This window comes from Streptomyces sp. NPDC048606 (assembly GCF_040650855.1).
GTDB lineage: Bacteria > Actinomycetota > Actinomycetes > Streptomycetales > Streptomycetaceae > Streptomyces.
Map to the genome: position 1 here is coordinate 82,551 of NZ_JBEZIB010000018.1, position 25,562 is coordinate 108,112.

Annotated in this window: 21 protein-coding genes and 1 tRNA gene; 14 read left to right on the forward strand and 8 right to left on the reverse strand. The window is 71.2% G+C overall.

Annotation, left to right across the window (positions count from 1 at the left end):
* The first annotated feature begins 62 nt into the window (after positions 1 to 62).
* From bldG to AB0D01_RS20640, 11 genes are all read left to right on the forward strand, one after another.
* Positions 63 to 404: an anti-sigma factor antagonist BldG gene (gene bldG / locus AB0D01_RS20590; RefSeq protein WP_042812494.1), complete on the forward strand. Its 342-nt coding sequence runs from the start codon at positions 63 to 65 to the stop codon at positions 402 to 404.
* 116 nt (positions 405 to 520) lie between these two features.
* Entirely contained in the window at positions 521 to 961 is a 441-nt protein-coding gene (locus AB0D01_RS20595) for an ATP-binding protein (RefSeq protein WP_363057211.1), read from the forward strand.
* A gap of 353 nt (positions 962 to 1,314) precedes the next feature.
* Positions 1,315 to 3,717 (forward strand): sodium-translocating pyrophosphatase, encoded by a 2,403-nt coding sequence (locus AB0D01_RS20600; RefSeq protein ID WP_363057213.1) that lies wholly within the window; start codon positions 1,315 to 1,317, stop codon positions 3,715 to 3,717.
* Between the two features lie 185 nt (positions 3,718 to 3,902).
* The gene (locus AB0D01_RS20605) at positions 3,903 to 4,460 is read left to right on the forward strand and encodes a small secreted protein (protein WP_363057215.1); all 558 of its coding nucleotides are present in this window, start codon (positions 3,903 to 3,905) and stop codon (positions 4,458 to 4,460) included.
* A 148-nt stretch (positions 4,461 to 4,608) separates the two neighbouring features.
* Entirely contained in the window at positions 4,609 to 6,123 is a 1,515-nt protein-coding gene (locus AB0D01_RS20610; RefSeq protein ID WP_363057217.1) for a class I SAM-dependent methyltransferase, read from the forward strand.
* Between the two features lie 166 nt (positions 6,124 to 6,289).
* Positions 6,290 to 6,487 carry a hypothetical protein gene (locus AB0D01_RS20615; protein ID WP_363057219.1) on the forward strand — a complete coding sequence of 66 codons (198 nt, stop codon included), beginning with the start codon at positions 6,290 to 6,292 and terminating at the stop codon, positions 6,485 to 6,487.
* A gap of 266 nt (positions 6,488 to 6,753) precedes the next feature.
* Positions 6,754 to 9,582 carry a type I DNA topoisomerase gene (topA, locus tag AB0D01_RS20620; RefSeq protein WP_363057221.1) on the forward strand — a complete coding sequence of 943 codons (2,829 nt, stop codon included), beginning with the start codon at positions 6,754 to 6,756 and terminating at the stop codon, positions 9,580 to 9,582.
* 165 nt (positions 9,583 to 9,747) lie between these two features.
* Positions 9,748 to 13,059, forward strand: coding sequence for a dTMP kinase (gene tmk / locus AB0D01_RS20625; protein ID WP_363057223.1), 3,312 nt, complete (start codon positions 9,748 to 9,750; stop codon positions 13,057 to 13,059).
* Positions 13,060 to 13,173: 114 nt separating this feature from the next.
* Positions 13,174 to 14,385: a DNA polymerase III subunit delta' gene (locus tag AB0D01_RS20630; RefSeq protein WP_363057225.1), complete on the forward strand. Its 1,212-nt coding sequence runs from the start codon at positions 13,174 to 13,176 to the stop codon at positions 14,383 to 14,385.
* Between the two features lie 178 nt (positions 14,386 to 14,563).
* Positions 14,564 to 16,093 (forward strand): alpha/beta hydrolase, encoded by a 1,530-nt coding sequence (locus AB0D01_RS20635; protein ID WP_363057227.1) that lies wholly within the window; start codon positions 14,564 to 14,566, stop codon positions 16,091 to 16,093.
* A gap of 100 nt (positions 16,094 to 16,193) precedes the next feature.
* Positions 16,194 to 16,270 (forward strand) — tRNA-Thr (locus AB0D01_RS20640).
* A gap of 40 nt (positions 16,271 to 16,310) precedes the next feature.
* Here AB0D01_RS20640 and AB0D01_RS20645 read toward each other — a convergent pair.
* Together AB0D01_RS20645 and AB0D01_RS20650 are read right to left on the reverse strand one after the other, a co-directional pair.
* Positions 16,311 to 17,981, reverse strand: a complete 1,671-nt coding sequence (locus AB0D01_RS20645; protein ID WP_363057229.1) for a tyrosine-type recombinase/integrase — start codon at positions 17,979 to 17,981, stop codon at positions 16,311 to 16,313.
* Positions 17,978 to 18,679 carry a hypothetical protein gene (locus AB0D01_RS20650; RefSeq protein ID WP_363057231.1) on the reverse strand — a complete coding sequence of 234 codons (702 nt, stop codon included), beginning with the start codon at positions 18,677 to 18,679 and terminating at the stop codon, positions 17,978 to 17,980. The genes AB0D01_RS20645 and AB0D01_RS20650 overlap by 4 nt, the downstream gene beginning before the upstream one ends.
* A gap of 116 nt (positions 18,680 to 18,795) precedes the next feature.
* On the opposite strand from AB0D01_RS20650, the gene AB0D01_RS20655 reads away from it, so the two are divergent.
* Positions 18,796 to 19,044: an integrase gene (locus AB0D01_RS20655; protein WP_363057233.1), complete on the forward strand. Its 249-nt coding sequence runs from the start codon at positions 18,796 to 18,798 to the stop codon at positions 19,042 to 19,044.
* A gap of 215 nt (positions 19,045 to 19,259) precedes the next feature.
* Here the strand turns inward: AB0D01_RS20655 and AB0D01_RS20660 are convergent, their stop codons facing one another.
* Positions 19,260 to 19,643 carry a hypothetical protein gene (locus tag AB0D01_RS20660; protein ID WP_363057235.1) on the reverse strand — a complete coding sequence of 128 codons (384 nt, stop codon included), beginning with the start codon at positions 19,641 to 19,643 and terminating at the stop codon, positions 19,260 to 19,262.
* Between the two features lie 169 nt (positions 19,644 to 19,812).
* On the opposite strand from AB0D01_RS20660, the gene AB0D01_RS20665 reads away from it, so the two are divergent.
* Entirely contained in the window at positions 19,813 to 20,082 is a 270-nt protein-coding gene (locus tag AB0D01_RS20665; RefSeq protein WP_363057237.1) for a winged helix-turn-helix domain-containing protein, read from the forward strand.
* Between the two features lie 46 nt (positions 20,083 to 20,128).
* Here the strand turns inward: AB0D01_RS20665 and tgmC are convergent, their stop codons facing one another.
* The 5 genes from tgmC to AB0D01_RS20690 all read right to left on the reverse strand — a co-directional run bounded on the left by tgmC (position 20,129) and on the right by AB0D01_RS20690 (position 23,895).
* Positions 20,129 to 21,319, reverse strand: coding sequence for an ATP-grasp peptide maturase system methyltransferase (gene tgmC / locus AB0D01_RS20670; protein ID WP_363057239.1), 1,191 nt, complete (start codon positions 21,317 to 21,319; stop codon positions 20,129 to 20,131).
* Complete coding sequence (gene tgmB / locus AB0D01_RS20675; RefSeq protein ID WP_363057241.1) at positions 21,306 to 22,247, reverse strand: ATP-grasp ribosomal peptide maturase; 942 nt, start codon at positions 22,245 to 22,247, stop codon at positions 21,306 to 21,308. Before tgmB ends, tgmC begins: the two co-directional genes overlap by 14 nt.
* Positions 22,248 to 22,267: 20 nt before the next feature.
* Positions 22,268 to 22,564, reverse strand: coding sequence for a putative ATP-grasp-modified RiPP (gene tgmA, locus AB0D01_RS20680; RefSeq protein ID WP_363057243.1), 297 nt, complete (start codon positions 22,562 to 22,564; stop codon positions 22,268 to 22,270).
* A gap of 390 nt (positions 22,565 to 22,954) precedes the next feature.
* Positions 22,955 to 23,473: a hypothetical protein gene (locus AB0D01_RS20685; protein ID WP_363057244.1), complete on the reverse strand. Its 519-nt coding sequence runs from the start codon at positions 23,471 to 23,473 to the stop codon at positions 22,955 to 22,957.
* Positions 23,470 to 23,895 (reverse strand): ATP-binding protein, encoded by a 426-nt coding sequence (locus AB0D01_RS20690; RefSeq protein ID WP_363057246.1) that lies wholly within the window; start codon positions 23,893 to 23,895, stop codon positions 23,470 to 23,472. The genes AB0D01_RS20685 and AB0D01_RS20690 overlap by 4 nt, the downstream gene beginning before the upstream one ends.
* A gap of 264 nt (positions 23,896 to 24,159) precedes the next feature.
* On the opposite strand from AB0D01_RS20690, the gene AB0D01_RS20695 reads away from it, so the two are divergent.
* Positions 24,160 to 25,512 (forward strand): transcriptional regulator, encoded by a 1,353-nt coding sequence (locus AB0D01_RS20695; protein ID WP_363057248.1) that lies wholly within the window; start codon positions 24,160 to 24,162, stop codon positions 25,510 to 25,512.
* Positions 25,513 to 25,562 lie beyond the last annotated feature (50 nt).

Genomic DNA, 25,562 nt, shown 5'->3' on the forward strand with positions numbered 1-25,562 from the left:
CTTACCTTCGGGTGGGGAGGCCCCTGGGGGGCGCCGCTCGATAGCAAGGTGCTGGAGGATCCGTGGACCTGTCCCTGTCGACTCGCACTGTCGGCGACCGCACGGTCGTAGAGGTCGGTGGCGAGATTGATGTGTATACCGCGCCCAAGCTGCGCGAGCAGTTGGTGGAGTTGGTGAACGACGGCAGCTACCACCTGGTTGTCGACATGGAGCGAGTGGACTTCCTCGACTCCACCGGCCTCGGTGTGCTCGTGGGAGGCCTCAAGCGCGTTCGCGCGCACGAGGGCTCGCTGCGTCTGGTCTGCAACCAGGAGCGCATCCTGAAGATCTTCCGCATCACCGGTCTGACCAAGGTGTTCCCGATCCACACGAGTGTGGACGACGCCGTCAACGCCACCGACTGACGGCTTCCGGCGGCCGCCTCCCCGGCGGTCGCCGGCGCCGACGAGGAACGGGGGTCGCGGGCCGTGTTCGGTCCGGACCCCTGTCAAGGCACGCCCGTAGTCCGAGGGGGACGCACATGGCCACCGTTGAACTGCGCTTCAGCGCCCAGCCCGAACACGTCAGGACGGCCCGCCTCGTCGCGGCCGCCGTGGCGCGCAGGGCGGGTGTGGAGGAGGCCGTCCTCGACGAGGTCCGCCTCGCCGTCGGTGAGGCCTGCTCGCGTGCCGTCGGACTGCACCGCAGCAACGGGCTGACCGCGCCCGTCCGGGTCGTGCTGACCGAGGAGGAGAAGTCGTTCTCCATCGAGGTCGGCGACGAGGTGCCCGGACCGGCCGGCGGTGCGTCCGCCACCGTGCCCGGCATCGCGGCCGTCCTCGACCCGGACATCGACGGCGAGGACGAGATGGGTCTCGCCGTCATCAGCGGCCTCGTCGACGACGTCGCCGTCACCACCGGGGAAGCGGGCGGGACGATCCGCATGAGCTGGCCGATCTCCGGCCACGTGGACCTTTCCTAGCCGCTCCGGCCCCACGGGCCGGCGCGCCGTCGCTCCGCCCCCGCGCGACGGACGGCGAGCGCCCCGCCCGGAGCGAGCCGCCCCCGGGGCCGCCGCGCACGGGTGCGTCGTATCTTCCGATCTTTTTCAAGGCCCTGCTGAGCAGGGCCTTTTTCATTTCCCCGGATAAACCTCCGGAGCCTGATCGATCGTCAATGCCTTTGCCCCATTACTTCTTTTGAGGGTAATGGAGTGACGTGAGCCATTGCTGAGGAGCGAGACCGGGCCAATTCCGTTTCCCGCCCACTGTTTTGATCAGGTCGCGCTCCCTACAATCCGTCCACATCTTGAGCTCATCACGTCAAGGAGGACGAATGACGGGGCTCTTCACCCCTATCGCGCCCGATCATGTCGGTGATCTGGCAGCCGCAGTGCTCACCGAAGACAATCGGCTGATCGTTTTCGTGATCGCGGGAGTCGCTCTCGCCGCCCTCGTCGTCGCGCAGATCCTGGTGCGCCAGGTACTCGCCGCCGACGAGGGAACCGACAGCATGAAGAAGATCGCGGCAGCCGTTCAGGAAGGCGCCAACGCCTATCTCGGACGCCAGTTGCGCACGCTCGGCATCTTCGCCGTCGTGGTCTTCTTCCTGCTCTTCCTGCTCCCGGCCGACGACTGGACGCAGCGGGCGGGGCGTTCCGCCTTCTTCCTCGTCGGCGCGCTGTTCTCGGCCACCACCGGCTACATCGGCATGCGCCTCGCGGTGCGGGCCAACGTCCGCGTCGCCGCCGCCGCCCGTGAGGCCACCCCGGCCGAGGGCGAACCCGCCAAGGACCTGACCGACGTGGCCCACAAGGCCATGAAGATCGCCTTCCGGACGGGTGGCGTGGTCGGCATGTTCACCGTCGGACTCGGCCTGCTCGGCGCCTCCTGCGTCGTCCTGGTCTACGCCGCCGACGCGCCCAAGGTCCTGGAGGGCTTCGGCCTCGGCGCCGCGCTGATCGCGATGTTCATGCGCGTCGGCGGCGGCATCTTCACCAAGGCCGCCGACGTCGGCGCCGACCTGGTCGGCAAGGTCGAACAGGGCATTCCGGAGGACGATCCGCGCAATGCCGCGACCATCGCCGACAACGTGGGCGACAACGTCGGCGACTGCGCGGGAATGGCCGCCGACCTCTTCGAGTCCTACGCCGTCACCCTCGTGGCCGCGCTCATCCTCGGCAAGGCCGCGTTCGGCGACCTCGGCCTGGCCTTCCCGCTGATCGTCCCCGCCATCGGCGTCATCACCGCCATGATCGGGATCTTCGCGGTCGCGCCCCGCCGCTCCGACCGCTCCGGGATGACCGCGATCAACCGCGGGTTCTTCATCTCCGCCGTGATCTCGCTCGTCCTCGTGGCCATCGCCGTCTACGCCTACCTGCCGGCCACCTACAAGGAGCTGGTCGGCGTCGAGGACGCCGCGATCGCCAACCACTCCGGGGACCCGCGCCTGCTGGCCCTCGTCGCCGTCGCCATCGGCATCGTGCTCGCCGCCCTGATCCAGCAGCTCACCGGCTACTTCACCGAGACCAACCGGCGCCCCGTCAAGGACATCGGCAAGTCCTCGCTGACCGGACCCGCCACCGTGGTGCTCGCCGGCATCTCCGTCGGCCTGGAGTCCGCCGTCTACACGGCGCTCCTCATCGGCCTCGGCGTCTACGGGGCGTTCCTCCTCGGCGGCACCTCGATCATGCTCGCGCTGTTCGCGGTCGCCCTCGCCGGCACCGGCCTGCTGACCACCGTCGGCGTCATCGTCGCCATGGACACCTTCGGCCCGGTCTCCGACAACGCCCAGGGCATCGCCGAGATGTCCGGCGACGTCGAGGGCGCCGGCGCGCAGGTCCTGACCGACCTCGACGCCGTCGGCAACACCACCAAGGCCATCACCAAGGGCATCGCCATCGCCACCGCCGTCCTGGCCGCCGCGGCGCTCTTCGGCTCCTACAACGACGCCATCGTCGGCGCGGTGAAGGAAGTCGGCGCCAAGGCCGGGGAGATGAACCTCAGCCTCGACATCGCCCAGCCCAACAACCTCGTGGGCCTGATCCTGGGCGCGGCGGTCGTGTTCCTCTTCTCGGGCCTGGCCATCAACGCCGTGTCCCGCTCCGCGGGCGCCGTCGTCTACGAGGTGCGCCGGCAGTTCCGCGAGCACCCCGGGATCATGGACTACACCGAGAAGCCCGAGTACGGGCGCGTCGTGGACATCTGCACCAAGGACGCGCTGCGCGAACTCGCCACGCCCGGCCTGCTCGCCGTCCTCACGCCGATCGCGGTCGGCTTCTCGCTCGGCGTCGGCGCGCTCGGCTCCTTCCTCGCGGGCGCCATCGGCACCGGCACCCTGATGGCCGTCTTCCTCGCCAACTCCGGTGGCGCGTGGGACAACGCGAAGAAGCTCGTCGAGGACGGCCACCACGGCGGCAAGGGCAGCGAGTCGCACGCCGCGGTCGTCATCGGCGACACGGTCGGCGACCCGTTCAAGGACACCGCGGGCCCGGCCATCAACCCGCTGCTGAAGGTGATGAACCTGGTGGCGCTGCTGATCGCCCCCGCCGTCGTGCAGTTCAGCTACGGCGAGGACACGAGCGCGACCGTACGGGGCATCGTCGCGGCCATCGCGATCCTCGTCATCGTCGGGGCCGTCTACGTCTCCAAGCGCCGCGGCATCGCCGTCGGGGACGAGAGCGCCGGCGGGAACGCGGAGCGGGTGGCCCAATCGGCCGGTCCGGCCGTGGTCTCCTGACACCGGGGCCCCGATCGCGGGGCCCCGACAGCCCGGACGACGGGCGCACCGGGCCCGTCGGCCCGGGGATGCGCCCGAACGGCGGACGGGCGGCGCGGACCGACGCGCCGTCCGTCCGCCTTTGTGCGTGCCCGGATGGCGGGCGTGTATCTTCCGGGCCGAGAGCCTTCGAAGGGACCAATCCGGTGAACAAGAAGCTTGCGGCCGCGGTGTCCGGCGGTGCGGTACTGATGCTCGTCCTGTCCGGCTGCGGTGGTGGCGACGACAACGGCGACAAGAAGGCCGAGGCCTGGGCCAAGAAGGTCTGCGACAAGTGGGAGCCAGAGCTCACCAAGATCAAGGACACCAACGACGAGCTGAAGCGCGTCGCGACGCAGAGCAGCAAGCCCGAGGAGGTCCAGAAGACCGACTCGGCCGCCTTCCAGACGCTGTCCGACGCCTACAAGACCATGGGCGGGGCGCTGACGGCCGAGGGCGAACCGCCGGTCAAGGACGGCAAGTCCGCCGCCGACGCCGTCGTCAAGAGCTACGACGAGATCTCCAAGGGCTACACCGATCTGAAGACGAAGATCGACGCCCTGGACGCCAAGGACCAGGCGAAGTTCGCGGAGGGCCTCCAGCAGGTCGCCGGCGGACTCAACGCGGTCGCGGCCAACGAGACGGCGAGCAAGGAGAAGCTCAAGTCGTCCGGGCTGAAGGTGCTCAACACCCAGAAGGGCTGCCAGGTCAGCACGCCCCAGTAGCCGCTCGGCGCCCGCGCCCCGCCCGGGGGCGCGGGCGGGTCCCGGGGCCCCGGCCACGCGGGGACCCCCGGCCCCCCGGCGGTCCGACAGCCCTGGCGCGCGTCGCGGGGTCGTACGCAATGCCGGTACGGGCGGCCACAATGGACGCGTGAGTACCACCAGCCTCCCCCAGCCGCAGCCCGAACGCGCCGCCGCGCTCCGCGCCGCCCTGCTCGCCGCCGGCTTCACCGCCGACGGACTGCTCGACCTCCTCGGCGCCCCCGCCTACGCCGCGCTCGCCCGCAGCGAGACGGTGCCCGCCCTGCGCGCCACGCGCGCCCACGGGGACGGCCCGCTCGCGAGCCTGGTGCGGCTGTTCCTCCTCCAGAACCCCGTGCCCTACGTCCACGCCGCGCAGGCCCTGCCCGTCGAGGACGCGCTCGCCGACGGCTGGCTGCGGCGCGAGGGCGACGAGGTGCACGCCACCGTGGACGTGCGCCCGTACGGCGGCCCGGACGGCGAGGACTGGTTCATCGTCTCGGACCTCGGCTGCGCCGTCGGCGGGGCCGGCGGCATCGGCAGCCGCGAGGAGGGCGTGGTCCTCGGCGTCGGCGGAGCCTCCACGACCCTGGCCGGGATCACCGTCCGGATCCCCGTCGCGACGGCTCTCGACCTCGGCACCGGCTCCGGCATCCAGGCGCTGCACGCCGCACAGCACGCCACCCGGGTCACCGCCACCGACGTCAACCCCCGCGCCCTGGAATTCACCCGTCTGACGCTGGCGCTCTCCGGGGCGCCGGAGGCCGAACTGTTGGCCGGATCCCTGTTCGAGCCCGTCGGCGAGGCGACGTTCGACCTGATCGTGTCCAACCCGCCCTTCGTGATCTCGCCCGGCGCGCGGCTCACGTACCGGGACGGCGGCATGGGCGGCGACGACCTGTGCCGGACCCTCGTCCAGGAGGCGGGCGCCCACCTCAACCCGGGCGGCTACGCGCAGTTCCTCGGCAACTGGCAGCACGTCGAGGGGGAGGACTGGCACGAGCGGGTCCGCTCCTGGGTGCCGCGCGGCTGCGACGCCTGGATCGTGCAGCGCGACGTGCAGGACGTGACGCAGTACGCGGAGCTGTGGCTGCGCGACGCGGGCGACCACCGCACCGACCCCGCCGAGTACGCGCGGCGCTACGAGGACTGGCTGGACGAGTTCGAGGCCCGCAAGACCAAGGCCGTCGGTTTCGGCTGGATCACGCTGCGCCGCAGCGACGCCGCCGAACCCTCGATCGTCGTCGAGGAGTGGCCGCACTCGGTCGAACAGCCGCTCGGCGAAACGGTCCTGGCGCACTTCGCCCGCCAGGACTACCTGCGCGAGAACGACGACGCGGCGCTGCTGGCCGGGTACTTCCGGCTGACCGCGGAGGTCGTCCAGGAGCAGGTCGGCGCCCCCGGGGCGGAGGATCCGGAACACGTGGTGCTGCGGCAGAACCGGGGGATGCGCAGGGCGACCAAGGTCGACACGGTCGGCGCGGGCTTCGCCGGAGTGTGTGACGGGTCACTGAGCGCGGGGCGGATCCTGGACGCCATCGCACAACTGATGGAGGAGGATCCGGTCACCCTGCGGGACCGGACCCCGGAGGCGATCCGGATGCTGGTGGAACAGGGCTTCCTGGAGCCGGTCCGGCAGGTGTAGCCCGGTCGGACCGTACGCCGCGACGGGCCGCGCCGGCCCGTTCGGGGGCGGCCCTTCGCCGTGACGTAACCCGGGGTTCGTCCGCCGTATCCCCGCGGCCGGCAGGCTCCTGGACACAGCGGGATCCGGGGGGATCCGGCGCGGCCCAGGGGTAAAGGGGAACGGCATGGAACGCGGTCCGGCGATCTTCGCGGCAACCGTCTTCCTGCTGTTCGGAGCTGCGCTGCTGGTCTGGACGGGAGCGCGCGCCCTGCACCGCGCGCCGGTGGCCGAGGGCGTGCGCCCCGTCGTGGCCGTACCGCTGGCGCTGCTGGCCGGCGCGGGCTCGCTGGCCCTCGGGGTCTGGTGCCTCCAGCGGTTCTGAGGCGCGTACCCGCGATGATCCTCCGAGGGGTGTGAAACCCGACGTCGAGGCGGGTGCGGGGCGGGGCCAGACGGCCCTTTGGCCACTCGGCCCGGTGACCGGGAGGGGCCCGGCGCGGCATCCGGGCGGCAGAAATGGCACTTGTCGGGTTACCGTTCGAGTGGCCGTTGCGGGCTTGTGCCGTTTGACACGGGGGCGGGTTGTACCGTCACACTCCGCAGCGTCGCCGTACCGCGACCGAGTGCCGACCGGAGAGAAGAGCCAAGTTGTCCCCGACTAGCGAGACCGCAAAGGGCGGCCGCCGACTCGTCATCGTCGAGTCCCCTGCCAAGGCGAAGACGATCAAGGGCTACCTCGGCCCGGGATACGTCGTCGAGGCGAGCGTCGGGCACATCCGCGACCTCCCCAACGGCGCGGCCGAGGTCCCCGACAAGTACACCGGCGAGGTCCGTCGCCTCGGCGTGGACGTCGAGCACGACTTCCAGCCGATCTACGTCGTCAACGCCGACAAGAAGGCCCAGGTCAGGAAGCTCAAGGAGCTGCTGGCCGAGTCCGACGAACTCTTCCTCGCCACCGATGAGGACCGCGAGGGCGAAGCCATCGCGTGGCACCTGCAGGAAGTCCTCAAGCCCAAGGTCCCCGTCCACCGGATGGTCTTCCACGAGATCACCAAGGACGCGATCCGCGACGCCGTCGCCAACCCGCGCGAGCTCAACCAGCGCATGGTCGACGCCCAGGAGACCCGCCGCATCCTCGACCGCCTCTACGGCTACGAGGTCTCGCCGGTCCTGTGGAAGAAGGTCATGCCGCGCCTGTCGGCCGGCCGCGTCCAGTCGGTGGCCACCCGCCTCGTCGTCGAGCGCGAGCGCGAGCGCATCGCCTTCCGCTCCGCCGAGTACTGGGACCTCACCGGGACCTTCTCCACCGGCCGCGCCGGTGACCCCTCCGACCCGTCGTCGCTGGTCGCCCGCCTGAACACGGTGGACGGCAAGCGCGTCGCGCAGGGCCGTGACTTCGGCCCGAACGGGCAGCTCAAGAGCGAGGTGCTGCACCTCGACGAGGCGAACGCCCGCGCCCTCGCCGCCGCGCTGGAGGGCGCCTCCTTCGCGGTCCGGTCGGTCGAGTCCAAGCCGTACCGCCGCTCCCCGTACGCCCCCTTCCGCACGACGACGCTCCAGCAGGAGGCCTCGCGCAAGCTGGGCTTCGGTGCGAAGGCGACCATGCAGGTGGCCCAGAAGCTGTACGAGAACGGCTTCATCACCTACATGCGTACCGACTCCACCACGCTGTCGGACACCGCCGTCTCGGCGGCGCGGGCGCAGGTCACCCAGCTCTACGGGGCCGACTACCTGCCGGAGAAGCCGCGCGTCTACGCGGGCAAGGTCAAGAACGCGCAGGAGGCGCACGAGGCGATCCGGCCTTCGGGTGATCGTTTCCGCACTCCGGCCGAGACCGGTCTCACCGGCGACCAGTTCCGCCTGTACGAGCTGATCTGGAAGCGGACCGTCGCCTCCCAGATGAAGGACGCGACCGGCAACTCGGTGACCGTCAAGATCGGCGGCCGGGCGAGCGACGGCCGCGACGCCGAGTTCAGCGCCTCCGGCAAGACGATCACCTTCCACGGCTTCATGAAGGCCTACGTCGAAGGCGCCGACGACCCGAACGCCGAGCTCGACGACCGCGAGAAGCGGCTGCCGCAGGTCGCCGAGGGCGACGCGCTGAGCGCCGAGGAGATCACCGCCGACGGCCACTCGACCAAGCCGCCGGCCCGCTACACCGAGGCCTCGCTGGTCAAGGAGCTGGAGGAGCGGGAGATCGGCCGCCCGTCGACGTACGCGTCGATCATCGGCACGATCCTCGACCGCGGCTACGTCTTCAAGAAGGGCACGGCGCTCGTCCCGTCCTTCCTGTCGTTCGCCGTGGTGAACCTCCTGGAGACGCACTTCGGGCGGCTCGTCGACTACGACTTCACCGCGAAGATGGAGGACGACCTCGACCGCATCGCGCGGGGCGAGGCCCAGTCCGTGCCGTGGCTGAAGCGCTTCTACTTCGGCTCCGAGGACGCCTCCGAGGTCGTACCGGCCGACGGCGACCACCTCGGAGGCCTGAAGGAGCTGGTCACGGACCTGGGCGCCATCGACGCCCGGGAGATCTCCTCCTTCCCCGTCGGCGACGGCATCGTCCTGCGCGTCGGCCGCTACGGGCCCTACGTGGAGCGCGGCGAGAAGGACGCGGAGGGCCACCAGCGGGCCGACGTGCCCGACGACCTCGCTCCGGACGAGCTGACGGTCGAGTTCGCACAGGAACTGTTCGCGAAGCCGAGCGGTGAGTTCGAGCTGGGCACCGACCCGATCAGCGGGAACCAGATCGTCGCCAAGGACGGCCGCTACGGCCCGTACGTGACGGAGATCCTCCCCGAGGGCACGCCCAAGACCGGCAAGAACGCCGTCAAGGCGCGCACGGCCTCGCTCTTCAAGTCGATGTCCCTGGACACGGTCACCCTCGACGACGCCATGCGCCTCATGTCGCTGCCGCGCGTGGTCGGTCTCGACGCCGAGGGCGTCGAGATCACCGCCCAGAACGGCCGCTACGGCCCGTACCTGAAGAAGGGGACGGACTCGCGGTCGCTGGAGACCGAGGACCAGCTCTTCTCGATCACCCTCGACGAGGCGCTGGCCATCTACGCCCAGCCCAAGCAGCGCGGACGCGCCGCCGCCAAGCCCCCGCTGAAGGAACTGGGCACCGACCCGGTCAGCGAGAAGCCGGTGGTGGTCAAGGACGGCCGCTTCGGTCCGTACGTGACGGACGGCGAGACGAACGCGACCCTGCGCCGCGACGACGACGTCGAGACCATCACGCCGGAGCGCGGCTACGAGCTCCTCGCGGAGAAGCGCGCGAAGGGCCCGGCCAAGAAGACCGCGAAGAAGGCGCCCGCGAAGAAGGCCCCGGCGAAGAAGGCGACGGCGGCCAAGAAGACGACCGCCGCGGCGAAGAAGACGGCGGCGAAGAAGACCACGACCGCCAAGAAGACGACGACCAAGACCGCGGCGGCGAAGAAGACGACCACGAAGGCCGCGGCGGCCGCGGACGAGTAGGCACCGGCGCGGACCGGCGGACCACCGCCGCCCGGCCGACGCAGGAGGGCCCCGCGCGGATCGCGCGGGGCCCTCGCGCGTGTCCGGCGAAGGTGGGTGCCGGGTCACATCCGGCTTTGTCCACAGGCCACGGCAGCGGCCTTGCGCAGCGGATAGGCTGGGCGGATGACGCGAGCCGAGCAGCCAACGGTCGTGACCGCCCCCGAGAACCCCACCTACGACGAAGCCCTCGCCGCGGACTCCCGCGAGCGGGCGGTGCGCGCCCTGCTGCGCACCCCCGGGCTGCGTCGACTGTGGAGCGCCCAGCTGGTGACCGGCATCGGTGATGCCCTCGCCCTGCTGGTCCTGGTGCTGTTGACCCTCCAGGCGGCCGTCACCGCAGGTCCCGACCTGTTCGGCGGCGGATACCGGGGAGCGGCCCTCGCCGTCGCCGCGGTCTTCGCCGTGCGGGTCTTCGCCACCGTGCTCTTCGGCGCCGTCCTGCTGGGACCCCTCGCCCGGCTCACCGCCCCCGGCGGGGCGCTCGACCGCCGCTGGACCATGGTGGGCGCCGACGGGCTGCGCATCGCCCTGTTCGTCGTCGCCCCGCTCTGGCTCGACTGGATCCCGGCCCACGCGACGACCGTGCTGCTGGCCACCGTGTTCGTCTCCGGCGCCGCCGAGCGGGTGTGGACCCTGGCCAAGGAGAGCGCCGCGCCCGCGCTGCTGCCGGCCGTGCCGCCGGAGGGGGCGACCGTACGGCCGCTCCCCGACCACCTCGACGCCCTGCGCCGGTTGACCCTGCGCACCGCCTTCGCGGCGCTGCCCGTCGCCGCCGCCTCGCTGCTCGTGGCCACCCTGGTCGGGCGCGCGCTCGGGCTCGGGGTGGACTGGTTCGCCGCGAACCAGGCCGCGCTGGGCTCGTACGTCGCCGCCGGCCTCTTCGCCGCCTCCGTCTCGCTGCTGGTCCCGCTGACCCTGCCGGCGACGAAGACCCCGAGGCCGCGTTCCCCGCTGGAGGGGCTGCGGGCCCCCAAGACGGGCGACCGGCCCGAGAAGGGGCGTACGGGCGCGATCCCGCTGCTGGTGCTGACCTGCGCCGCCGTCGCCGGGGCCATCGCCTCCGCCGCCTCCGTCTCGGTCCTGCACGCCTTCGACCTCGGCGGCGGCCCGTCCACGTACGCCCTGCTGCTGCTCGGCCTCGTCGGCGGCACCGCCCTCGGCATCCGCGCCAACCAGGCCGGCAAGGTGCTGCCCGCGCTCTCGCGGCGCCGACTGCTGGCCCTGGCCACCGCCGTGGCCGGGCTCGCGCTGCTGCTGACCGGACTGGTCCCGGACACCGCGACCGTGGTCTTCCTGGCCCTGCTCGCCGGATTCGCCGCCGGTGTCGCCGCCAACACCGGACACACCCTGATCGACCAGGAGACCGAGGAGTTCCGCCGGGCCCGGGTCACCGAACACCTCCAGGCCGTGGTCCGGGTCGCCGTGGCCCTCGGCGCCGTCGCCGCACCGCTCGTGGCGGCCGGCATCGGCCCGCACCGGCTCGGCGGCGGGGACGGCCTCCCCACGCACGGCGGAGCCGCCTTCACCCTCGTACTGGTCGGCCTCCTGCTGCTGCCCGCAGCCGGGATCGTGCTCGCCCGGGCCGACGACCGCGGCGGCGTACCGCTGCGCCGCGACCTGCGCGACGCGCTGCGCGGCGGGGAACCCGTACAGGCCCCCTCCACCACCGGTTTCTTCATCGCCCTCGAAGGCGGCGACGGGGCCGGCAAGTCCACCCAGGTGGAAGCCCTCGCGGACTGGATACGGGGCAAGGGCCACGAGGTCGTCGTCACCCGCGAGCCGGGAGCCACCCCCGTCGGCAAGCGGCTGCGCTCCATCCTGCTCGACGTCTCCTCCGCCGGACTGTCGAACCGCGCCGAGGCGCTGCTGTACGCCGCCGACCGCGCCGAACACGTCGACACCGTGGTCCGGCCCGCCCTGGAGCGGGGCGCCGTCGTCATCTCCGACCGCTACATCGACTCCTCGGTCGCCTACCAGGGCGCCGGCCGCGACCTGTCCCCGACGGAGATCGCCCGGATCTCCCGCTGGGCCACCGACGGCCTCGTACCGAACCTGACCGTGCTGCTCGACGTGTCGCCCGAGACCGCCCGCGAGCGCTTCACCGAGGCCCCGGACCGGCTGGAATCGGAGCCCGCGGAGTTCCACCGGAGGGTCCGCGCCGGCTTCCTGACGCTCGCCGCCGCCGACCCCGGCCGCTACCTCGTGGTCGACGCGGGCCAGGACCCCGGCTCGGTGACCACCGTCGTACGCCACCGCCTGGACCGGATGCTGCCGCTCTCCGAGGCCGAGGTCGCCGCGCAGCTCGAAGCGCGCCGGCTCGCCGAGGAGGAGGCCCGGCGCAGGGCCGAGGAAGAGGCCGCCCGCAAGGCCGAGGAAGCCCGACTGAAGGCCGAGGAGGAGGCCCGCCTGGCCCGGGAGGCCGAGGAGGCGCGGATCAAGGCCGAGGCGGAGGCCGCCGAGGCCCGCCGCGTCGCGGAGGCGGAAGCCGCCCGCAGGGCCGAGGAGGAGCGCCTGCGCCTGGCGGAGGAGGCCCGCGTCAAGGCCGAGGCCGAGCGGCTGCGCGTCGAGGCCGAGGAGCGGGCCCGCGCCGCCGAGGCCGAGCGGATCCGGCTCCAGGAGGCGGAGGAGGCCCGGCTGCGCGCCGAGGCGGAGGCCCGCCGGCTGGAGAAGCAGCGCCGGGCGGAAGAGGCCCTGCTGCGCGCCGAGGAGGCACGCCGACTGGCGGAGGCCTCGGCCGCCGCCGCTGCCGCCGCGGCGGCGGCTTCGAAGCCCGCGGTGCCCCCGGCCCCTCCGGCGCCCCCGGCGCCCCCAGTGTCCCCGGCCGCTCAGGCCGCCCCGGCCGCCGCTCCGGAGCGGGAACCCGCGCCCAGGGTGGAGATGCGCAAGGAGCCGTCGCCGACGGAGCGGGCGCCCAGGGTGCCCGCGCGGGAGGAACCGCACCCGGACGAGGCCGTCACCGTCGAGACCCCGGTGGTCAAGCGGGTCGTGCGGCCCGACGACGTGACGCAGACCGTGCCGGTCCCCGTCATCGACCCCGACGCGCGCGCCGTCGACGAGACGGCCGTGCTGCCGCCCTACCGGCCCGACGGCCCGGACGCCGGCGAAGGCTCCGGCGAGGCCCCCGCGGCGCCGTCGGCGCGCCGTACGCGTCCGACCGGCTCCGCACGGACCGGCTCCGCCTCCCGTCCGACCGCCCGGCGCCCCGAGGAGAACCCGACCGACCGGGTGCCGCCGGGGATCTTCCGCGACACCGGCAACGACGTGACCCGCGAGCTGCCGGTCCTCGGCGACGACGGCCACCCGCGCCGGACCCCGTCCGACTGGGCGGAGGCCACCCCGATGGACGACCTGCCGACGCTGGCGGACGAACTGCTGGGCCCCCGCCCGGACCACGACGGCGACGACGACACCGAAGGACGGCGCGGGCGCCGCTGACGCGGCCCGACCCCCGCCCGGACCGGCGGGGGTTGTCGGTGGCGGGCGCCACAATGGGAGCCGGGCCACGGCACGGCACGGCACGGACACGGACAGCGAGAGGCGGTGGGCGGGATGCCCGTATGGGACGACCTGGTGGGACAGGAGCGGGTCCAGGCACAACTGGCCGCCGCCGCCCGTGACGCCGACGCCTTCGTCACGGCCGCCGCCGAGGGCGCCCCGCCGCCCGCCGCGTCCAAGATGACCCACGCCTGGCTGTTCACCGGCCCGCCCGGCTCCGGCAGGGCCACCGCCGCGCGGGCCTTCGCGGCCGCCCTCCAGTGCGTCAGCCCCGACCGGGCGCTCGGCGGGGAACCCGGCTGCGGGTTCTGCGACGGCTGCCACACCACCCTCGTCGGCACCCACGCCGACGTGGAGGTCGTCCGGACCGACCTGCTGTCGATCGGCGTCAAGGAGACCCGCGACCTGGTCCGCCGCGCCCAGCTGTCGCCGGCCGTCGGGCGCTGGCAGGTCATCGTCCTGGAGGACGCCGACCGCCTCACCGAAGGCGCCGGCAACGTCCTCCTGAAGGCCGTGGAGGAGCCCGCCCCGCGCACCGTGTGGCTGCTGTGCGCGCCCTCCCTGGAGGACGTGCTGCCCACCATCCGCTCCCGCTGCCGGCACCTGACCCTCGGCACCCCGTCCGTGGAGGCCGTCGCCGACCTGCTGGTGCGGCGCGACGGCGTCGAACCCGAAGCCGCGTACGCCGCCTCGCGGGCCACCCAGGGCCACATCGACCGCGCCCGCCGGCTCGCCACCGACGGGTCCGCGCGCGCCCGCCGCGCCTCCGTGCTGAAGCTGCCGCTGCGCGTGGACGACGTGGGCGCCTGCCTCAAGGCGGCGCAGGAACTGGTGGACGCCGCCGCCGAGGACGCCAAGCAGGTCGCCGAAGAGGTGGACGCGAAGGAGACCGAGGACCTCAGGGCCGCGCTCGGCGCCGGAGCGGGCGCGGGCAGCCGCATGCCGCGCGGCACGGCCGGCGTCATGAAGGAGCTGGAGGACCGGCAGAAGCGCCGCCGGACCCGCACCCAGCGCGACACCCTCGACCTGGCCCTCACCGACCTCACCGGCTTCTACCGGGACGTGCTGGCCATCCAGCTCGGCTCGCGGGTGGCCATCGCCAACGAGGAGGTCCGCCACGACCTCGACCGGGTCGCCCGTGCCTGCGGCCCCGAGCGGACCCTGCGCCGCATCGAGGCGATCATCGCCTGCCGCGACGCCCTCGACCGCAACGTCGCCCCCCTGCTCGCGGTCGAGGCGATGACGATGGCCCTGCGCGCGGGCTGACGGCCTCACCCGTCCGAGCGACGCGGCGCCGCGCGTGGCCGGGGTCGCCCGCGGTCCGGGTCGCGGTGTGCCGCGCGGGGTCCGGCCGGGCAGACCCCCGATCCGCGCCCGCCCGCGGGAGGGCCGCCCGGCCGTCGCCCGCCCGACGGGTCCGCCGGGCAGCACGTAGGCTCGCCGCATGGACACCAGGAGCCTGCTGCGTACCACCGGGACCGTGATCGCAGCCGCCGGGCTGCTGCTCTCCGGATGCACCTCCGGCGGTACGGACCTGGCCTCGGCGGAGACGGCCGCCGTACCGGCCGGGCTGCGCACGTACTACGACCAGAAGCTGAACTGGCGCGACTGCGGCGTCCCCGGGTTCCAGTGCGCCACGATGAAGGCGCCGCTGGACTACGCGAACCCCGGTTCCGGGCAGGACGTCGAGCTGGCGGTGGCCCGCAAGGCGGCGACCGGGCCGGGCAAGCGCCTCGGGTCGCTCCTGGTCAACCCCGGCGGGCCGGGCGGCTCCGGGATCGGCTACCTCCAGGCGTACGCGGGCATCGGCTATCCGGCCGCCGTCCGGGCCCGCTACGACATGGTGTCCTTCGACCCGCGCGGGGTGGCGCGCAGCAGCCCCGTCGAGTGCCTGACCGGGCCGCAGATGGACCGCTTCACCCAGGTCGACCAGACCCCGGACGACCAGGAGGAGCGGGCCCGGCTGGTGGCGGCGTTCAAGGAGTTCGCGGCGGGCTGCGAGGAGCGCTCCCGGCGGGTCCTGCCGCACGTGTCCACCGTCGACGCGGCCCGCGACATGGACATGCTCCGGGAGGTGCTGGGCGACCCGAAGCTGAACTACGTCGGCGCCTCGTACGGCACCCTGCTCGGGGCGACGTACGCGGACCTCTTCCCGAAGCGGGTGGGGCGGCTGGTGCTGGACGGGGCGATGGACCCCTCACGGCCGGCGCTCGAACTCAACCGCGACCAGACGGAGGGCTTCGAGACGGCCTTCCGCTCCTTCGCCAAGGACTGCGCCAAGCAGCCCGACTGTCCCCTGGGCCAGGGGGACCCCGACGCGGTGGGGCAGCGGCTGAAGGAGTTCTTCCGCAAGGTCGACGAGCAGCCCGTGCCGTCCGGTGACCCCGCGCGCCCGCTGGGCGAGGCCCTCGCGACGACGGGCGTGATCGCGGCCCTGTACGACGAGAGCGCGTGGCCGCAGCTGCGCGAGGCCCTCAAGGAGGCCATGGACGGCGACGGCGCCCCGATGCTGGCCCTGGCCGACAGCTACTACGAACGCGAGGGCGACGGCTCGTACGCGAACCTCATGTACGCCAACGCCGCCGTGAACTGCCTTGACCAGCCGGCGGCCTTCGACGGCCCCGACGCGGTGGACGCCGCCCTGCCGTCCTTCCGGAAGGCCTCCCCGGTCTTCGGGGCCGGGCTGGCGTGGGCCTCCCTGAACTGCGCCTACTGGCCCGTGAAGGCCACGGGCGCGGCGAAGCCGCTGACGGCGAAGGGCGCGGCGCCCATCGTGGTGGTCGGCACGACCCGCGACCCGGCGACCCCGTACAAGTGGGCCGAGGCCCTGGCCGGCCAGCTCGACTCGGGCACCCTGCTGACCTACGACGGCGACGGCCACACGGCGTACGGGCGGGGCAGCGACTGCGTCGACACCGCCGTCAACCGCTACCTCCTGGAGGGCCGCGCCCCCGCGAACGGCACCCGCTGCTGACCCCGAACGGACCTTGGTTCGGGGCACCCGGTTTAACCCTGTAGACTTGGCGCCGCTGCTGATGAGAGTCTCCCACCAGGGAGTTCCCATCTTCCGCGGTGCCGCCTTAGCTCAGTTGGCCAGAGCAACGCACTCGTAATGCGTAGGTCTCGGGTTCGAATCCCGAAGGCGGCTCCAGAGAAGTCCAGGTCAGATACCCGCTGACCTGGGCTTTTTCTTATGCCCGGACCAGTCGGGGGCGGAACGCGATGATCTTCGCACCCTCGTGCGTGCCCATTGCGTGCTCATTCTGCTGAGCAGGAACCGGTGCGACCTCGACGTTCGCCGGCCCGGACTCGACCTCGACCTCGGCCTCGGCGCCGACTGCAACGGGACGTCGTACGGCCCCCCTCGGAACCATGGCGGCCGTAGCCTCGGCGGCGTCGCGCGCAGCTTTGGGCATGACCGACTGATAGATGTCCCGCGTGATCCGGCTGTCACTGTGGCCGAGCGTCTCGGACACGATCTTGACGTCGACGCCGGCCGCGAGCATGAGCGAGGCGGCGACGTGCCGCAGATCGTGCAGCCGGATCGGCGGCAGACCGGACAGCTCGACGAGCCGCTCGAACTGGTCGGTCAACCAACCGGGGTGAATCCACTCGCCGTTCTCCTGAGTGAACATCCGGCCCGTGTCCTGCCATGCCTCGCCCCATTCGACGCGCTCGGCGCCCTGCTTGGTCCGATGCGCTTCGAGCACCTCGACGGTGTACTCGTCGAGCGAGATGATCCGCTCGCCGCTGTCCGTCTTGGGCGCCGACTCGACAACTTCCCAACCGTCCTGCACGAGCTGCGTCGCGACCGTGAGTTCGCCCGTACCGGTGTTGTAGTCGGACCATCGGACGCCGCACGCCTCGCCGCGGCGCAGACCTCGGAACGTGATCAGATGGAACAACGGCAGCAGCCGGTGCCGGAAGTCGGCGAGGAAGTCGAGGAACGCGCCCGCCTGCTCGGGCGTCCACACCATGACAGCGCTCGGCTTCTCGCCCGTCCGCAGCCACTCGGCGATGCGCTCGTCGGTCCACACCATCGCTTTCGGGCGCTTGGCCGCGACGAGTTCGACGTGCTGCGCGGCGTTGAACGTGATCGAGCCTCGGGCTATCGCCGTGTTCAGCGCCGCCCGCAGCGTTGCCCTGATGTGCTGCTGCGTCGAGGGCCCGGTGAGCCGTCGAAACGGCGGCATGGCGTCGATGGCCTCGCGCATGGCCTTACGGCGGGCGCGGTTCTCTCCTCCCTTCCAAGGGATCGTCTTGAGCTCGGCGACCGCGGCGCGACGCGTGGTGTTCGCCTCGGTGATCTCGATGTTCGTCTCGGCGATGCCCTCGAACATGGCGTCGAGGTGCGGCACGGTGAGGCGGTCGAGGCGGATGTGCCCGATCCGGGGGCGCAAGTGGCACCGGATGTCGAGCTCGTACCGGTCGTGTCCGCTCTTGCGCAGCGCCTTTTTGCCGGCGAGCCACAGGTCGAGCCACTCGGCGACGGTCATGTGCTGCGTGAGCGACTGGCCGGTGCCGAACTTGCGCTTGGTCTCGTCGTAGTCGGGGATCGCTTCCTTGGTCGCGCCGACGGATTCGAGCAGGTCGCCGATGCGGGCGCGGCCGTCCTTGTCGTCCTTGTCGGCGATGTTCAGCAGGGCGCGAACCTTGTCGAGGTCTGCCTGCGCCTCGGTCTGCGTGTCGTATCCGGCGCGGCGGAAGAGTCGGCGGTCGCCGTCCTTGGTCGGGGGCAGTTCCTGCCGGATCGACCACACGCCGTGTGCGCGCTGCTTGAGCTTGGGGCAGGAACTGCCCAGCGGCTTACTGGCCTTGTCGCGGCAGTAGCAGCGTTTCGTCGTTGTGCCTTTCGCGGTCACTCAGTACCTCTCGGGTTGATCTGGTCGGGATGGTCGAGCAGGCCGAGCCGCTTCAAGTCCCCGCCCAACTCGGCGGATAGGGCGGGAACGGTGAGGCTCGCGCGGTGCATGTCGTTGACGATCTGCGCGAGCTCGTCGAGGCGGTCGACGTACTCGGTCTGTGCGGATGGGTCGAGCGCGGCGCGTAGTCGGGCCTTGTGGGCCGTTTCGCGGCGCCGTGCGAGTTCGGGGTACAGCGAGGCCGGATAGGCGGCTGTGGCCCATGCGGCGGCCCATGTCTGGCCGGTGCCGGCGATCTGCCGGGAGTCGGGGACGTACCGCCCGTCGAGGGGCCCGTCGAGCGTCGGCGTCGCCTCGCCGGTCATCCACTGCCACACCGTGTAGGGGTCGCGCGGGTCGGCGGCCGGAACGGTGGGCACTGTGTCCTCGCTCCCGAGAGGGAGCATCAGGAGCAGTGGAGGAGTGGCGAGGGCGAGGCCGAGCACGAACAGGTCGTCGACGTCCACCGGACGGCGGCGCTGTTTGCCCTCGCCGCCGGATCGGCCGGTCTCGATGCTGACGATCACGGCGTACGTGATGTCGGGGCGCCCGAGGCGGGCGCACTCGGCGGCGAGCTCGTGCCTGTTCATGCCGAGGCGCTCGCGGTGCCGGCGGATCTGCGAGGCGACGACGTCGCCCGCTGTCTGGTGATTGTGCATATTGCAAAGCTAGCTTTGTTGGTTGCAAAGCGCCAGTCTTGATCGTACGTTGCTGATCTAGGCACTGCTCGGCACCATCGGGCCGACGTGCGCATTGATGTCACAGGGGGCAGATCATGAGCAGTACAGAGCAGGGAATGACACACGACGAGCTGATGACCCTTCCCGTCGCGGTCCCCCTGGAGACCGCCAATCGGGCGCTGCACCTCGGCCGAACGACCGGGTATCACCTCGCGCGGACGAACCGGTATCCGGTGCGGGTCCTGCGCCATGGTCGCGCGTACAAGGTGTCGCGGTATGACCTGCACCGGCACCTCGGCGTCGCCGCGGCTCCCGAGTCGCCGGGTGCTGAGGGAGAGGCGTAACAAGCGCGAGGCCCCGCCCGGAGCGATCCGGTGGGGCCTGCTCGTGTTTCAGAGCCCTTGGCGTCTGACGTGTTCGCCCGCGACCGGTGCGGGCGTGTAGCGAGGGGCGCAGTCGGGGCACGCCGAGACCGTGATGGGCGCGCCGCTCTGGCGCTCGATCGACCTCACCGGGATCGGGGCGGCAGTGTCGCGGTGGCAGTCGCAGCAGACGGCGGTCACAGGGCGGCGCCCGCGGGGATCGGCGCTCCGGGGTAGCTGTACGGGTATTCCTTGCCCGCTGCTGCAAAGGCTGCCGCACGGCAGCGCTCACGCTGCCATTCCTGCTCGGTTCGAGGCGGGGGGAAGCCTGCGACGTAGGGGCGGATCACGTCGGGCAGCTCGTCCTCGAACGGTTCGTTGCGCTCGGCGATGTGCGGCGAGGGCGGAGTCGTCCACGGCTTGAGCCAGATCGTGGGGGAGAGCTCCACGGGGGTGGGTTGCGCCGTGAAGTGGGCGGCGGAGTGCCGGCCCGGCTTCCTGGTGTGGAAGGCGAGCAAGAGTAAGGGGGTGGCCCACAGCAGCCATAGCAGCGGGTGCAGGTGGGCGATAAGGTCGCGCATGTCGTCAGCTCCTCAATAGCTGGTGACGCCTACGCCCCGGTGACCGGTCCTACGCGGTCGCCGGGGCTCTTTCGTTCTTGACCGTAGCCAACTTGTCTACCCTCGTCTACCTACGTATGGCAACGACTGCTGACGCTTGGGGATGTGGCCGGTTGTCTACCCTCAAGCCATGGCAGTGAGCGAGGGACCAGTGCGCGAGGTCGACCACGAGTCGGCAACTCCGGTCTATGTGCAGATTGCGCAATTCGTGATCGAGGACATCGAGAGCGGGAAACTGCCGGTTGGACGGCGCATCCCGTCCGAGTCAGCCATGAAGGCTGAGTTCGGCGTCGCCCGCGATACCGCGCGTCACGCCGTCGAGTACCTGCGCGACAAGGGGTACGTGCACACCGTGCCGCAGCGCGGCACATTCGTTCTTGATCGCAGCGCCGGCGAGTAGCCGCCCGCCCGCCACCCTCACGGGTAGGTAGCGGGCGGGCGGGGTCTCACCCGGGCAGACTCCAACTCGGCCCGTCGGAGGAACCGAGCCACACCCGCTGTTCGCGCGGGGTCACTGTCACGCCGAACCCTGTCGCGGGCGGAGAGTCGGCCGCGTGCCACAGGTGCAGCGATTGTTCGAGGTTGTCCCACAGGGCTGAGGGGCCACCCTGTCGTACCGACCACTCGCCGGGCCCTCGCTCAGTGAGAACGGCGTACGAGTCGTTCTCGGCGTCGAGCACGTATGTGTGCTCGACGCCGCTCTCGTCGGGCATGGTGAAGTACCGCGCGTTCGGCATGGCGAGTTGTGCCACGAATCCGCTGTCGGGCATGGACAGCAGTTCGCGGCCGAACGGCGTCTCGCGGGTCTCGCCCTGGTCCGGCGCGGGGATCATTCCCATGCTCGCCGGCGCGCTCTGCTGCCTCGCGATCATGAAGCTCGGGTCCGCGGCGATGAACGGGCCCTCTGCCTTCCCGTTCCCCTCTGTCGTGAGCCGGACGAGCCCGAGGGACCGCATCCACCCGCGCAGCGTGGTGACGATCAGACCGCCGGGCCGAGTCTGCTCGACCCATGCCGAAGGAATGTGGCGGACGCCGTAGGTTGCGATCGTCCGGTCGTACGGCGCGGGCCCCGGGTGGCCGAGCTGTCCGTCGCCGGTCACGAGTCGCGGGTAGTACCCGCACTCGGCGAGCGCGATACGGGCCCGATCGGCAACGTCGTGATCCGTTTCGACCGAGGTCACGTTCTTATCGTCGAGGCGCTCGCACAGGAGGCCGGTCGAGTACCCGGTGCCCGTGCCGAGTTCGAGCACCGTCATGTCGTCGTGCACGTCGAGGTCTTCCAACATGCGCACGACGAGCGAGGGCAGCGTCGAGGACGACGTCGGGCTCGCGTTGCTTACGGGCCTCGGCTCGCTCCAGTCGATGGGGTGCTCGTCGAACTGCGTAACGAGCGTCTGGTCGCTGTAGGCGATCGTCAACCACTCGTCACCCCCGACAAGATCGGCGCTGATCGGCGTCCAGGTGGTGACCCCCGGGCTCAGTGCCTCGGTGTAGAACCGGGGCAGGAACTCGTGCCGCGGCACGTGCTCAACGGCTGCTCGCCACTCGGCCGTGCGCAACCATCCGCCGGCGGCGAGTTGGCCGGCGAGCTGCTGCCGCAGCTTTGCGGCGGTGTTGTTGGAGTCATCGGGTGGCATGGGTTCCTCGTTCCAGAAGATCAGCCAGGGCCGCAGTCATGGGCAGGCCCGTTGGCGGTTCCATCCACGCCCATTGACCCGACGGGTTGCACTCGATGAAAGTCCACTCGTCGTGCGTGAGGGCGAAGTCGAAGGCGCCGAAGACGAGCCCGAAGTGCCGAAGGTACGCGAAGATCGCGCGCTCGACCTCGGGCGGCGTCGGGATGACGCTGTAGGTGTGGGTGCTGTAGTCCGTGCGCCAGTCGAGCAGATCGCAGTCGATGCGGACAGCGAAGATGCGTTCACCGACCACCGTCACCCGAACGTCGGCGGTCTTGTCGATGCGGGCCTGAAACAGGTGCATGGTGCCCGCGACAGAGTCGTCGATCTCGTCCGCGCTGACCTCGGCCACCGTCACTGTCTGCGAGACACCCTCGCGAAGGTAGAGAGGCACAGACAGCGGCTTGAAGATGGCAGGCCCGTGCTCCTTGACGAACGCGCGGGCTTCATCGGGCGTGTTCGTGATCAGGGTAGGCGGCACTTTGAAGCCGGCCGCCGCGGCGGCGGCGAGGCCGGCGGGCTTGTACTCGGCGTCGCCGATGCGGTTCGGGTGGTTGACGTACAGACAGTCGGGCAGGGACGCGAGCACTCCGCCGAGCCCGTAGCGGGCCTGTGCGACGGCGAACCGCGCGTCTTGCTCGTCGAGGTGCGGGAACGCGAACCCGGACGGTCTCCGGTAGTAGAGGGACCGAACGGCGCCGAGCTCGGCGACCCGTGTCTGCGTCGCGACGCTTCCGCCCCACCGTGTCAGCTCTCCACCGATGTGGGCGGAGCACGACAGGGTTGCGGGGAAGTCTCCAGAGTCGAGCCGCACGACCGGGACATCCCGGTCGTGCAGCTCGGCGATCACGAGATCCGCGGTCGGGTCCTCAAGGTTGGTGACGACCATGACCGGGCGAACATCTTGTGTCACTGGTCGGTGTCGTTCCCGGTGTCCTGGTCGGTGCCGCTGGCCGTGCCGTCGGGCGAGGTGCCGGTCGACGGGTTGGTTCCGCTGCTGGTGCCGTGCCCGGGGGACATGACGACGACGCCGGCGGCGTCGAAGTAGCGGCCGGTCTGGGTGACCGGGTCGAGCTCGACGCGGGCGTGCTCGGGCGTGCCGGCGGTCGGGTAGGCAGCAAGGCGGCGCAGTCCCCAAGGGGCCGGCGTGAGGTGCCCCTGCGGCAACGGGCTACCGGTCGGGAATCGGTCGGCATAGTTGAACATCGCGCGGTCCTTCCGCTCAGTGAGTGGGTTGTGTCTTGCGATGGCGCCCCGCCCCCGCCGGCGGATTAAACGCGTCCCCGACGGGGGCGGGAGTCTGAGAACTCGTGCTGTCCTTTCGAAGGTTGGTGAGCAGCACGAGTTGATCGAGGCGATACAGGCAGCCTCGGCAGGCGTACAGGTTGGCGTGTATGCCGCTGGATTGGACGGGGCCGAGCCACGTCACCTCGGTCTCAAGGAACCCGCACCAGAGCCAACAGGTGCCGAGCTGCCAGTCGTGGCGGTCCCATAGGGCGCGCGACTCTGGCTGTCCCGTTTCCGGGTCGATGTCGCGGCGGGACGGCCGGAACACTGCGTCAAGCTCGAAATCCCGCGGGCGGAGGGTGCTCACGTTCATGCCGTGCCGCCCTGCCGGTCGCGCACCCATCTTCCGGACGGCGCCCCTACGTAGGTCTTGCCCAAGAGCAGCCGATCAGCGACAGCCGAGGCGGCGAGGTACTCCTCGACCTTGGCGCGGTCTGATCCTGGGGATAACTCGTCCAGACCGAGGGCGACTACGACGGGACCGCCCTTGGCAACGAATCGCGCCCACTCCCCGGAGCCCGCGGGGACGCGCAGCATGTAGTCGCACTGGCCGACGTCGAGAATTGCGGCTTGGTGCCCTTGCATCTGAAGTCGGCGGCCGATGTCTGGCAGCGGCTCGGAGGTTGTGGCGAGACCAAGTGCGGCGCCGAGCCCCCGCATTTGCGTCTCGATGGTGAGGGGCGTCTCGCCCCCACGTCGAGCCGGCGGGTGGGCGATGAGCAGAAATGCCACGTGCCCTAATGGGGTGTCGTCGAGCGACGTCATCACAATGACCGAGGCCAGCAGTCCGGGGGCGGGTGCCGGCAGCGCCGGCTCGGCGGCGGTCAACACGGCTCCCCCGCGCCAGTTGTCGGCATCGCCGGCGCCGCGATCCTGAACTCGCACCATACGAGCTTGCCGTGCCCCCGCGGCTCGACTCCCCATCCGTCGGCGAGCGCGTTCACCAGAAACAGGCCACGACCGGTGACGTCGTCCGTCGCGGACTGCTGGAGGCGGGGGCGGCGACGGGACGGGTCGTGCACCTCAACACGTAACCGCGTCTCATCCTCGGTGAGCTTGATGAGGAACTGCTCATGTCCGACGGTGCCGTGCCGCAGAGCATTGGTGGCGAGCTCGGAGACGCAGAGCACTACGTCGTCGACCCGATCCGGGGCAGTGATACCACCCGCCATTAGCGACGTCTGCACGAACGTACGGGTCTCCGGTACGGCGACGGCATGGCGCGGAAACCAGCGTGTCACCTCAGACATTCGGCACCCCCTCGGACCGGTAGACGCGTCGTGCTGCCGGCAGTCAGCAGGGGTAAGCCGCTCGCGTCCCGCGGAGTGGGGCGAGACTCGCCGCCGTCCTGCGCGGTACCAACGTCGACGTTGTGCGCCATTGCTGAACTCCCGCCGCTTGCTGCTCGGTTCGTCGTCCAGGCAACCGCGGTAGCGTGCCGAGCGGTACCGTCGTCAGGGGTGGCGGAAGGTGTCACTTCGCTACCGCCCATGTCCGAGGGGTAAGGGCTCACCATGAAGAATCCGAACGAGGATCTCGAACGTTGGGTCGCGCGGTCCGGCATGAGCCGTAAGGAACTCGCCCGTCGCGTGAAAACCGCAGCTCAAGCGTGGGGGCAGCCGCACATCACGCCAGACGCGACGACCGTACGGCGCTGGTTGGCTGGTGATCAGCCGCGCCCCCCAGTGCCCGAGATCCTCGCGGACGTCCTCTCGGCGCACTTCGGATACCGGGTCACTACGTACGATCTCGGCCTCGGGGAAGGGCAGACAGCCGAGCGTTCGCTCATTTACAGCTCGTCCTTCGCGGTTACCGTGGAAGCAGTGACCGACTTGGGGAGGGCGGACGTGGACCGTCGTAACTTCTTGGCCGCAGCACCGTTCGCCGCGGTGGCGGCTGTTGGACCGTCCCGCGACTGGCTACTCAACACCCTTGACCAGCAGCCCGAGGCGGGGCCGCGGGTGCGTCTGGAAGACGTCAGCGCTGTGCGGAACATGTTCGGCGAGTTCCAGAAGATGGACGTTCTTCAAGGCGGAGGGTCCGGCCGCCTCATCCTGGCCGAGTACATGAACCAGCATGTCTATCCGTTGCTGCGCCGCACCAACACTGAGGATGTGCGGCGGGCTCTGTGTGAGGCGGCGGCCGAGCAGACGTATTTGCTTGGGTGGATGGCCTACGACAACGGCGAGCACGGCACGGCGCAGCGCTACTTGATTCAGTCGCTGCGCCTCGCTGAGGAATCGAAGAACGCTGCGCTCGGGGCCCACGTCCTTGCGGGCATGGCCGATCAAGCGACCCTGCTCGGCAATCCGGCCGAGGGGCGTCGTCTGGCTCAGGCGGGCCGCGCCGGTCTCGGTAACGGAACCTCTCCGGCGTGTCTGGCAGACCTCTGGGCATTGGAGGCGCGGGCCCTCGCCAAGCTCGGCGACAAGACGTCGGCCGCGCACGCCGTGACCCAGTCCGAGACCGCATTCAGTCGTGTACGACCGGAGGCTGAACAGGAGTGGGCGACGTTCATCGACGCCGCATACCTGCACGGCGAGCACGCAAACACGTTCCGAGACATCGACGATCCGGCGAGCGCCGAGGAACACGCACGCAGGTCCATCGACCATGCGCGTAAGCAGCGGCGTGCCCGGCGCGGCGCGATGTCACAGGCAGCGCTCGCAGTCACGCACTTGCAGCGGCGCGACTTGGAAGCAGCGCACGCGGCCGGCCTGCGAACGCTGTCGCTGTCGGGACAGGTCAAGAGCTCGCGCTGCATCGAAGCTGTTCAGGACTTGCAGCGGCGTATGCAGCCGTTCGGCACGCATCGGCTCGTCGCGGACTTCAACGAACGCGCCCGCGAACTCGTCGCCGCGGCGTAACGACAAAGGCGCCCCCCGCGGGCCGGCCGAAGCCGGTCTGCGGGGGGCGC